Source organism: Candidatus Vallotiella adelgis, assembly GCF_020541305.1.
Classification (GTDB): domain Bacteria; phylum Pseudomonadota; class Gammaproteobacteria; order Burkholderiales; family Burkholderiaceae; genus Mycetohabitans; species Mycetohabitans adelgis.
Genome location: NZ_CP047396.1, coordinates 265,283 through 276,158, shown reverse-complemented (window position 1 = coordinate 276,158; position 10,876 = coordinate 265,283). Strand labels below are relative to the sequence as shown.

General features: G+C 48.5%; 7 protein-coding genes. 6 read left to right on the top strand and 1 reads right to left on the bottom strand.

Going from position 1 to position 10,876, the window contains the following annotated elements:
- Positions 1-54: 54 nt before the first annotated feature.
- From GJV44_RS01080 to folE2, 4 genes are all read left to right on the top strand, one after another.
- Positions 55-330, top strand: coding sequence for an exodeoxyribonuclease VII small subunit (locus GJV44_RS01080; protein ID WP_226806668.1), 276 nt, complete (start codon positions 55-57; stop codon positions 328-330).
- 5 nt (positions 331-335) lie between these two features.
- Positions 336-1,217 (top strand): polyprenyl synthetase family protein, encoded by an 882-nt coding sequence (locus GJV44_RS01075; RefSeq protein WP_226806851.1) that lies wholly within the window; start codon positions 336-338, stop codon positions 1,215-1,217.
- Between the two features lie 107 nt (positions 1,218-1,324).
- Entirely contained in the window at positions 1,325-3,193 is a 1,869-nt protein-coding gene (gene dxs / locus GJV44_RS01070) for a 1-deoxy-D-xylulose-5-phosphate synthase (protein ID WP_226806667.1), read from the top strand.
- A 71-nt stretch (positions 3,194-3,264) separates the two neighbouring features.
- Positions 3,265-4,077, top strand: a complete 813-nt coding sequence (gene folE2 / locus GJV44_RS01065; RefSeq protein WP_226806666.1) for a GTP cyclohydrolase FolE2 — start codon at positions 3,265-3,267, stop codon at positions 4,075-4,077.
- Positions 4,078-4,220: 143 nt separating this feature from the next.
- Here the strand turns inward: folE2 and tsaD are convergent, their stop codons facing one another.
- Positions 4,221-5,252 (bottom strand): tRNA (adenosine(37)-N6)-threonylcarbamoyltransferase complex transferase subunit TsaD, encoded by a 1,032-nt coding sequence (gene tsaD, locus GJV44_RS01060; RefSeq protein ID WP_226806665.1) that lies wholly within the window; start codon positions 5,250-5,252, stop codon positions 4,221-4,223.
- A gap of 1,318 nt (positions 5,253-6,570) precedes the next feature.
- On the opposite strand from tsaD, the gene dnaG reads away from it, so the two are divergent.
- Together dnaG and rpoD are read left to right on the top strand one after the other, a co-directional pair.
- On the top strand, positions 6,571-8,481 hold the full coding sequence (gene dnaG / locus GJV44_RS01055; RefSeq protein ID WP_226806664.1) for a DNA primase: 1,911 nt from the start codon (positions 6,571-6,573) through the stop codon (positions 8,479-8,481).
- A 334-nt stretch (positions 8,482-8,815) separates the two neighbouring features.
- Positions 8,816-10,852 (top strand): RNA polymerase sigma factor RpoD, encoded by a 2,037-nt coding sequence (rpoD, locus tag GJV44_RS01050; protein ID WP_226806663.1) that lies wholly within the window; start codon positions 8,816-8,818, stop codon positions 10,850-10,852.
- The last annotated feature ends 24 nt before the right edge of the window (positions 10,853-10,876 follow it).

Below are 10,876 nucleotides of genomic sequence, written 5' to 3'. Positions count from 1 at the left end.
TTCTAACAGCCGATATTTTCCTAAAAATAGGCAACTTGAAAACAATACCTGTGCATGATTCTGAACACTGCTGCCCAAGCCTATGATGGAACACATACCCCATTGCCAGATAATTACGAAACAGCACTTAGTGAGCTAGAGCGCTTAGTAGAGCAAATGGAAGAGGGCACGTTGAGCCTCGAAGCATCTCTTGCAGCATATCATCGCGGTTCAGCTTTGGTTGGGTATTGCCAACAGCAGCTCGAAAAAGTCGAACAACAGGTTCGCGTACTCGATGGCGAAACGCTCAAGCCTATGAATCGATCGATGGACGACGGAGAATACACATGAGCGATATGGCATTTAATGAGTGGGTATGTGAAGTGCTGCTGCAAACCGAAGCAGCGCTCTCAGCAATACTACCGTCAGCGGATATTGAGCCAATACGTTTGCATCGGGCAATGCGCTATGCGGTTCTAGGAGGCGGTAAGCGTGTGCGCCCGATGTTATGTCACGCAGCTGGCCAGGCACTGGGCGCACCAGGCCAGCTGCGTGACACAGCGGCTTGCGCGCTCGAGTTAATTCATGTGTATTCACTAGTCCACGACGATTTGCCGTCGATGGATGACGATAATATGCGTCGCGGTAAGCCGACCGTACATATACGATATGAGGAATCAACAGGACTTCTCGTCGGTGACGCGCTGCAATCGCAGGCATTTATTGCGCTCTCTTCGGATGCGCTCGACGTGCACCGGAAAGCCGCTTTGATGCGTGAACTTGCTTATGCAAGCGGTTCGCTCGGCATGGCTGGCGGGCAGGCGCTCGATTTAGCAAGCGTGGGCGTGCGGTTGTCGCAAACGCAGTTGGAGGCGATGCATCACATGAAAACCGGCGCACTGCTACGTGCAGCGGTCAGGATGGGTGCGCTATGCGGTAACGGTCTATCAGCCGATATCGAGGAGGGGCTTGATGTGTATGCGAGAGCGGTAGGCCTAGCATTTCAGATTGTCGACGACATTCTAGACGTGACAGCCGATTTAACTACACTCGGCAAAACAGTCGGTAAAGATGCAGCTAACAAAAAACCAACCTATGTATCAACCATTGGACTGCAAGCGTCTCGAGAACTTGTAACACAACTACGTCGCGACGCGCATCTAGCGCTAGCCCCGCTGGGCGAACGTGGGCTGAGGCTTGCGCAAATTGCTGACCTGGTGGTGGAGCGTATGAATTAAGATGATCTATTGGCAGTAGGTATGCTAGTAGCAACATACCAGCATTAGGACACATTAGCTAGGAGCATTGGCGCATGCTCTGCAGGATTATTTAGAATGGAACGACGATGTACGACCTTCTGAAAACCATCGATAACCCCACCGCTCTGCGGTGTCTAGAACTCCGGCAGTTGCAGCCGCTAGCCGATGAGCTGCGCGCTTTTGTGCTTGACAGTGTATCGCGCACTGGCGGCCACTTATCATCGAACCTTGGTACCGTCGAACTAACGATCGCCCTGCACTATGTATTCGACACACCGCAGGAACGGATCGTGTGGGATGTAGGCCATCAAACCTATCCGCACAAAATCCTGACCGGGCGGCGAGATAAGATGAGCACACTGCGTCAGTGGAATGGAATCTCGGGTTTCCCTCGTCGCTCGGAGTCAGAGTACGACACTTTTGGCACTGCGCATTCCAGCACGTCTATTTCGGCAGCACTAGGTATAGCCGTTGCTAGTCAGCTCAATAGCGAAGACCGGTATACAATCGCCGTGATTGGCGACGGTGCAATGACTGCCGGTGAAGCATTCGAAGCGCTGAACAATGCTGGCGTATGTGAGGAAATCCCATTTTTAGTGATTTTGAACGATAATGATATGTCGATTTCGCCACCCGTCGGTGCACTGAACCGGTACCTTGCGCGATTAATGTCAGGTAAGTTTTATGCGACCGCAAAAAAAAGTGTTGAGCGGGTGTTGCGTCACTCACCGTCGATGTTAGAACTTGCGCGCAGACTCGAAGAGCATGCAAAAGGCATGGTGGTACCAGCAACATTATTTGAAGAATTTGGTTTCAACTATATTGGCCCGATCGATGGGCACGACCTCGATTCACTGATTCCAACGCTGCAGAACATCCGCAGACTGCGTGGGCCGCAGTTCTTACATGTAGTAACAAAGAAAGGTCAGGGCTACAAGCTCGCCGAAGCCGATCCGGTGCTATATCACGGTCCAGGTAAATTCAATCCCGCAGAGGGCATTAAACCGGTTGCATCTTCTGAGAAGACATATACACAGGTCTTCGGTGAATGGCTGTGCGATGCAGCAGAACTCGACTCGCGGGTGGTTAGCATTACGCCGGCAATGCGAGAGGGTTCAGGGTTAGTCGAATTTGAGCGGCGTTTTCCGAAACGCTATTTTGATGTCGGCATTGCCGAACAGCATGCAGTAACCTTTGCCGGTGGTTTGGCTGTAGAAGGATTGAAGCCGGTGGTAGCAATTTACTCGACGTTTCTGCAGCGGGGCTATGACCAGCTCATCCATGATATAGCGTTGCAAAATCTACCAGTACTATTCGCGCTAGATCGCGCGGGCCTGGTAGGCGCGGATGGTGCCACACATGCGGGTGCATACGATATGGCTTATCTGCGCTGTATCCCGAACATGGTGGTGATGGCGCCAGCTGATGAGAACGAGTGTCGGCAGATGCTGCATACAGGCTTGCGGCTTGATGGGCCGAGCGCAGTACGCTATCCGCGAGGTACGGGTCCGGGGGTGGCTATACAAAAACAGTTGCGCGCGTTGCAGGTTGGCAAAGGGGAAATCCGACGGAAGTCGCATGCTTCGGCTGGCCACCGCATAGCGATCCTGGCGTTCGGCTCGATGCTAACACCGAGCTTGACAGCGGCCCAGGAGTTCGACGCGACGGTTGTGAACATGCGTTTTGTGAAGCCGCTTGACGAAGCGCTCGTTCGGCAGATCGCCGATACACATGAGTTGCTTATAACTGTCGAAGAAGGCTGTGTAATAGGCGGTGCTGGCTCTGCATGCATCGAGTCCTTACAAACTGCAGGGGTAAGAAGACCAGTATTACAATTGGGCCTTCCTGATCATTTCGTCGACCATGGTGATTCAGCGCAGCTGCTTGCTTTATGCGGTCTAGATGCAGTAGGAATTGCTAATGCGATCCGCGATCGCTTTTCAAGCATGGCATGAAAAACCATAATGGTAACAAGAAAACGTCGAAATAGATTGGGGAGCGCATCGGCTGGCGTAAAGGAATTCGAATGAATCAGATAAATCCCCCCTTGGGGATGCTAGACGTGCAAAGCGCGTCGGATACTCGACAGATCCCGATTCAGCGGGTCGGTATCAGAGCTGTTCGCCATCCGATGATGGTAAGGACGGCGCAAGGCGATATCCAACCAACAGTGGGATACTGGGGTCTCAACGTGCACCTTCCCGCTGAGAAGAAGGGTACGCATATGTCGCGCTTCATGGCGCTACTACTAGACCAAGCGCAGACGCCGTTAGATATTACTCATTTTCGCGCTATGATAGCGACTATGCTAGAAAAACTCGAAGCTACGTCGGGTCGAATCGAAGTCACGTTTCCTTATTTCATTCGGAAAACAGCACCCGTATCTGGCGCACACAGCTTACTTGACTATGAAGTAACGCTCAGTGTCGATACGCGCGATGGCGTTACACAACTATTCACTAAAGTGCTAGTACCAGTTACTAGTCTGTGTCCGTGCTCAAAAAAGATCTCCGAATACGGCGCACATAATCAGCGTTCACACGTGACGATTACCGCTGAAGTGGCTGATAACATGCCGGTTGAAGACCTGGTACGGATAGCTGAAGAAGAGGCATCATGTGAGTTATGGGGGCTGCTCAAGCGCCCAGATGAGAAGTTTGTTACTGAACGGGCGTATAACAACCCGAAGTTTGTTGAAGATTTGGTGCGCGATATTACACAGCGGCTCAACGCCGATCCACGAATTGTTGCCTATGTACTTGAAGCGGAGAATTTCGAATCGATTCACAATCATAGTGCATACGCGTTGATCGAGTATGATAAGCGGCTTTCCAGATAACCCTGAGTATCAACTCGAGAATCTGAATCCGTTATAAGGTGTGCGGCCACATCCACGGAACGAAGCTCTTAGATGTGCAAGGATTTTTATTAACCTCTATACAAGAATATATGCTAAATGTTGTTGTGTTTCTAGGCTAGCGATTAGTCTCGATTATAGATAGCGCTCAGATCCCAATTAGGCTTTACAGTAAACGCATACGATGTATTCGATTCTGCAGGATTGCGTTGCAATCGCAGCGCGCCCACGAGTGCAATCATTGCTCCGTTATCAGTGCATAGTTCGAGATCAGGGTAGTATACGTCAAAGCCGCGTTCATCGGAAATAATAGACAGCGCTTCGCGTAACTGGCGGTTGGCACCAACCCCACCTGCCACAATAAGCCGCCTCATGCCTGTGCGATTTAAGGCGGCAATTGCTTTCGCGACTAGTATGTCGACGGTGGCATCAATAAAGCCACGTGCTAGATTGGCTTTTTCCTGCCTGCAAACGTTTGAGCCGATCCGACTCAGGTGCATGAGAGCTGCTGTTTTTAATCCACTAAAGCTGAAGTTAAGGTCTCCAGAATGGAGCATGGGGCGCGGCAATTTAACAGCGCCAGGTACACCAAACTCAGCGAGACGCGAAACTTCAGGACCTCCTGGGTAGTCTAGTCCTAGTAATCTTGCAGTCTTGTCAAACGCTTCACCAGCGGCATCATCTAGGGTTTCGCCAAGCATTTGGTAGGCACCGATATTATCCACCTGCATCAGTTGCGTATGGCCTCCAGATACTAACAGCGCAACGAATGGAAAGGGCGGCGGCATTTGTGTAAGCAATGGCGAAAGTAGGTGTCCCTCGAGGTGGTGAATGCCAATTACAGGTTTGTTAAGTGCCAATCCTAATGCATTTGCAATGCTAGCTCCGACAAGCAGCGCACCGGCAAGCCCAGGTCCCTGCGTAAATGCAATCGCATCGATTGATGTGCGTTCAATCCCGACCCGCTGCAATATCTTCTCTAGTAATGGTAGCGCGTTCCGGATATGGTCGCGTGACGCAAGTTCTGGCACTACGCCACCATAGTCTCGGTGCATGATGATTTGTGAATGTAGTACGTGTGCAAGCAGGCCTCGCTGGCTGTCGTATAGTGCGATCCCGGTTTCATCACATGAGCTTTCGATACCTAAGACCAGCATGAGATTCAGATAAAATAGAGATCGATCTTGATGCAACGTTGTTTGTTCTGCCGACTTGCTAAAGTAGTATTACGTGGTAAGCGAGGTCCATAATATGACTTGGGTATTATAATACCATTATAGTACAATGGCTAATATGTTCATCAATCCCATAGAGTGCGAGCCATAGAATGATGGGATATCGCTATAATTAGCGCTGTCGCTGCGAGCAGATGTATATGGCTATCGTTGTCAGATTAAGCTATATCGTTTTAATTAATTACGAACCACTTCTTTCTCAGAAATTCGACATTTCTAGAAGAAGTGAATTTCATCAGCGTGTATACGAACTCGGCTCTCTACCTGCCTACGACCCTGTTATTTTTCTCCACGCTCTGTGCTATATGCTTCAAGATTTGCTAACGCTGTTACGCGCACTATGTATGTCAGTGTGATGACACTTACAAGAAGCAGTTTGTCTCGACTATTGTAGCCTGACGATTAGAAGATATGCTCCAGCACCAATATAGCACTTTTGACTATATTTTTAGCAGAACGCGTGCTGACCAAAAGCATTATAGGTGCTCGTGATGGTAGTAGCCACACTTTTATAAATGACGGTCAGCACAGTAGTATTAACAGACCTATAGATCATTCAATCATAATGATTGAAGTCAGGCACTAGAGTTATAATTTTATCTAAAAAGTCGTATACTAATGATATTAGCGGATTTTAGTAAAATTGCCAGTATGCGTGTGATTTGTAGTTGTAGTGGATCGGGCTGCTGCATCGTTTTTACTGTTGGAAAACGCTTAAGGCAAAAATAATCTGTGCGTATATCTGCTATAATTCTAACACTTAGGCATGTGTTAATACACTACACAGTCCCATTAAAAAACGAGTCCTGTAAGGTTTTTATATACTATCTCAAGCGTACGACGTGTTAAATAACAGATTGCTGTCTTTGTGTAGTGAGATACTTTCGAAGTAATCCTTACTTATCTATTGCGCTGGTTTGGCAGTTTGGTTTAAGCGGCTCTCCTTAAATCTGTGTCGCGTACGCATTCACAGGAACACTGCCTATAAAAAGCAATGTAGGATCCATTATACTGCCTAGACTCGATTCTAGATCGAGTACTGGACAAGGTTTATTCGAAACATCAGCTTCTAAATTTTAAAGTTTTATAGGTAAGCCTCGTCTGTTAGGTTGCAATACAGATCAGATGAGCTTAAAAATCTCACTCATTCCAGCCTCGCAGAGGGGAGGCGTTTCGATATAACAACGATACCTGAAAGTAAAAGTGACCTTGCCAGCAAAATAGCCTTGCCGGGAAAATAGTGATTCCACATTCATTCCTACAAGACCTACTAAACCACGTCGATATTACCGACGTGGTAGGACGCTATATTCAATTAAAAAAAGGTGGGAAAAATTTCAGTGGGTTGTGTCCATTCCATAGCGAAAAAAGCCCATCGTTCACCGTCAGTTTGACTAAACAGTTCTACTATTGTTTCGGCTGTGGCGCGAACGGCACCGCGATCGGTTTCCTCATGAAATATGCTGGCTTAACATTTCTTGAGGCCGTTAATGAGTTGGCGCAGTCCGTTGGGCTTACCGTTCCATATGAGCCCGCCGCAGTGAATACATATAGTCGTTGTAGTGCGTCCCGACCGCGGGATAGCGTTGATCGATTAGCCGCCAATCACAGCAAAAGACGTTCGCTCGTCGACATCATGCAGGTCGCGGCTGACTACTATCGCACTCAACTGCGAAGTTCGCCAGATGCAATCGAGTACTTAAAGGGGCGAGGCTTGACCGGTGAAATCGCTTTACGTTTCGGATTAGGATATGCGCCGGATAGATGGCAGAACCTCGAGGCAGCATTTTCGAACTATCGCAACGACGCGTTGCGTGCCGCAGGTCTAGTAATTATTAGTGACAAGACTGCGAGTAATGGCGAAGCCCGCCGCTATGACCGCTTTCGCCAGCGCATCATTTTCCCTATTCGCAACCTACGTGGCTGGGTGATCGGCTTTGGAGCACGCTCCCTTAATAGTGTTGAGGAGCCAAAGTATTTGAATTCACCGGAAACGCCACTATTTAATAAGGGAACTGAATTGTATGGCTTATTTGAGTCACGCCTTGCAATCCGAGAAAAGGGTTTTGTTCTAGTTGTAGAAGGTTATATGGATGTCGTTGCGCTGGCACAGTTGAGCTTTCCAAACGCAGTAGCGACTCTAGGCACTGCATGCACGCCAATACATGTCCACAAACTACTGCAGCAAACAGATACGTTGATTTTTAGCTTCGATGGCGACGCCGCAGGCCGTCGCGGTGCGCAGCGCGCGTTAAACGCCTGTCTGCCTCATGCGGCAGATAATCATACCATTCGTTTCCTGTTTCTGCCTGCAGAGCACGATCCGGACAGCTATATCCGCGAGTACGGCGCTCGTGCATTTTCGGAGCAGATTGAGATGGCAATACCGCTATCGCAGTTCCTGCTCAACGAAGTACTAGCGGGCAAAGAAATTGCTCAGCCAGAGGGACGAGCTAAAGCCCTGTATCACGCTAAACCACTACTGCAAATACTGCCGTCTAACGCACTAAGAGCTCAGATTATACACATACTAGCAGATCGTTTATCGACACCTATCGAAGAAGTAGCACAATTCTGTAAAATCAACTTGTGTCAGTCTACTGCGAACTATAAGCACAATGCATCAACACGGTCTAATCGTTGTTATGTTACTAATAATGAGAATCGGGCACTACGAAACATAATCATGTATCCAAGAATTGTCTCAATGCTCGATGCACGAGATTGTGACACACTAGCTATGCTGTCCCGACAGGGAAGCTTATTTTCTGAGATAATCGAGCATGCACGACAACTAGGCGATGCCGCTGAGTATCGATTGTTAAAAGACCTATTACTTAATTCTCCACATGCTCCGACGTATGAGAAAATCTTCCGGAATATTCTAATCTATGACGAAAATATACGAGATTTGCTGCATGTGCCGCTAGACGAAGACACCGCGAAGCGGCGTGATGAGCAAGAGCAGATCGCATCTGATGAAGTCAGAGCAGTAGTCGAGAAAATTCGTTATAACGCTTGCTGTGAGAGGCTTACAATCTTGTCTCGGCAGACTAGATTAGAAGGAGAGCAAGCTAGGGAGTTTGTCGAGTTGTTAAAGCGACGGGCCGAGCTAAAACGTCGAAACGCATTGCCCTCGCTTGGGGGGTAAATATAAGCACTATGCTAGAATTGAAAGTTTTTAGCTAGATTGTTGTCCGGTTAGCTGCAAATAAAGCGGATCAAAGTTGGGTGAGACGCACAGCGAAATCATTGGAAAGCATCGCGCAATCGAGGTAGCAGGGGGAGACCGGGTTGATGTAGCTCTATCCGCCAGCGCAGTCCGCCCCGAGTAAGTTCATGATATTTACAGGGCTGTAAAGTTCTAGAAAAAAGCGAGTCAGCAGAGGGGGGTTACCGTCACTGGGCACTAACTAGGATAGTTGTACTAAAAGAGTATCTACGATTAAAGCGGCTTCTGTCGAAGAGCCGTAATGGCGATATCCATGACGAAAAAGCTAAATGAGGTACCAGTTGATAAGGAGGCCAGCCAACTTGATGAGTTAGCCGGTTCGGCCACACCGACAAAGAGTGAAAAGACTAAAGCACGAGATCGCAGGGCTAAAGAAAAAGCGCTGCTGAAGGATGCGTTCGCGTCTCACCAGCCAGGTACTGCTGAGGAGCTTGAAGAGCGCCGCTCAAAGCTGCGAGCGCTCATTAGGCTAGGTAAAGAACGCGGCTTCTTAACGTACGCTGAAATCAACGATCATCTACCAGATAATTTCGCAGAAACTGAGGCGACTGAAGGAATTATCAGTACGTTTAACGATATGGGCATATCTGTCTATGAACAGGCGCCTGATGCAGAGATGTTGCTCCTCAACGACAACGCGCCATCAGCGTCATCCGATGACGAGGTCGAAGAAGAAGCTGAGGTCGCATTATCAACGGTAGACTCTGAATTTGGCCGTACAACTGACCCGGTTCGCATGTACATGCGCGAAATGGGTACTGTTGAGCTGTTAACGCGGGAAGGTGAAATTGAGATTGCTAAGCGTATCGAAGATGGTCTAAATCATATGGTTCAGGCAATTTCAGCGTGTCCGACGACTATCTCCGATATCCTGTCGATGATCGAGCGGGTCGCGAACAATGAAATCCGCGTGGATGAACTGGTGGATGGTCTACTCGATCCCGACACCTTAGATAAGGATGGCTTTAGCACGTTAGACGCAGATGAGATCGAATCGGAAACCGATGTCACTAACGAAGGTGATCATGAAGAAGACGAAAGTGCCGTGGCAGCCGCTGCTAGCGCCGCGCAGCTCGAGTTGCTAAAGCGTACATCACTAGAGCGCTTTGCACTAATCCGAGAATGGTTCAGCAAAATGCGGTGCGCGAATGAGAAGGAAGGCTACAAGTCTAAGTCGTACTTAAAGGCACAAGAGGCAATTCAAGCTGAATTAATGTCGATCCGCTTTACTGCCCGGACGGTTGAGCGGCTCTGCGATACATTACGCGCTCAACTTGACGAGGTTCGTCAAGTTGAGCGCCAGATTTTACATATCGTCGTAGACAAGTGCGGTATGCCGCGCGCAGAATTTATTGCGCGTTTCCCAGGTAATGAAACTAACCTAGACTGGACCAAAAAAATTGTCGCTGGAGAACATCCATATAGTGTAGTGCTTGCGCGCAACATCCCGGCGATCCGCGAACAGCAGCAGCGTTTAATCGACTTGCAGGCGCGTGTTGTGTTGCCACTGAAAGATTTAAAAGAAACTAATCGCCGGATGGCGGCCGGCGAGCTCAAAGCGCGCCAGGCCAAGCGCGAAATGACGGAGGCTAACTTAAGATTAGTCATTTCTATTGCAAAAAAGTACACGAACCGCGGCTTACAATTTCTAGATTTAATTCAGGAAGGTAATATCGGCCTAATGAAGGCTGTTGATAAGTTCGAATATCGACGGGGCTATAAGTTCTCCACATATGCGACGTGGTGGATTCGTCAGGCAATTACGCGGTCAATTGCAGACCAGGCGCGCACAATTCGGATTCCAGTTCACATGATCGAAACGATTAATAAGATGAATCGAATCTCACGGCAAATCTTGCAGGAGACAGGTCTTGAGCCGGACCCAGCAGCACTCGCTGAAAAAATGGAGATGCCAGAAGATAAAATCCGCAAGATTATGAAAATTGCTAAGGAACCGATTTCAATGGAGACGCCGATTGGCGACGACGATGATTCTCACTTAGGTGATTTTATCGAAGACAATAATACAGTGGCCCCGGCCGACGCTGCATTGCACGCCAGTATGCGAGACGTTGTAAGGGATGTACTAGACTTATTAACTCCACGCGAGGCTAAAGTATTGAGAATGCGCTTTGGTATCGAGATGAGCACAGACCATACACTAGAAGAGGTTGGTAAGCAATTTGACGTGACACGGGAGCGAATCCGTCAAATTGAGGCAAAGGCATTGCGAAAATTGCGTCATCCAAGCCGATCAGATAAACTAAAGTCCTTCTTGGAAGGCAACTAAACTTTATTTTTACCTATAATTACT

Excerpts from the sequence above, each read along its gene's own strand:
- GJV44_RS01080 (WP_226806668.1), top strand. The coding sequence starts at position 55 with ATGATTCTGAACACTGCTGCCCAAGCCTATGATGGAACACATACCCCA.
- GJV44_RS01075 (WP_226806851.1), top strand. The coding sequence starts at position 336 with ATGGCATTTAATGAGTGGGTATGTGAAGTGCTGCTGCAAACCGAAGCA.
- dxs (WP_226806667.1), top strand. The coding sequence starts at position 1,325 with ATGTACGACCTTCTGAAAACCATCGATAACCCCACCGCTCTGCGGTGT.
- folE2 (WP_226806666.1), top strand. The coding sequence starts at position 3,265 with ATGAATCAGATAAATCCCCCCTTGGGGATGCTAGACGTGCAAAGCGCG.
- tsaD (WP_226806665.1), bottom strand. The coding sequence starts at position 5,252 with ATGCTGGTCTTAGGTATCGAAAGCTCATGTGATGAAACCGGGATCGCA.
- rpoD (WP_226806663.1), top strand. The coding sequence starts at position 8,816 with ATGACGAAAAAGCTAAATGAGGTACCAGTTGATAAGGAGGCCAGCCAA.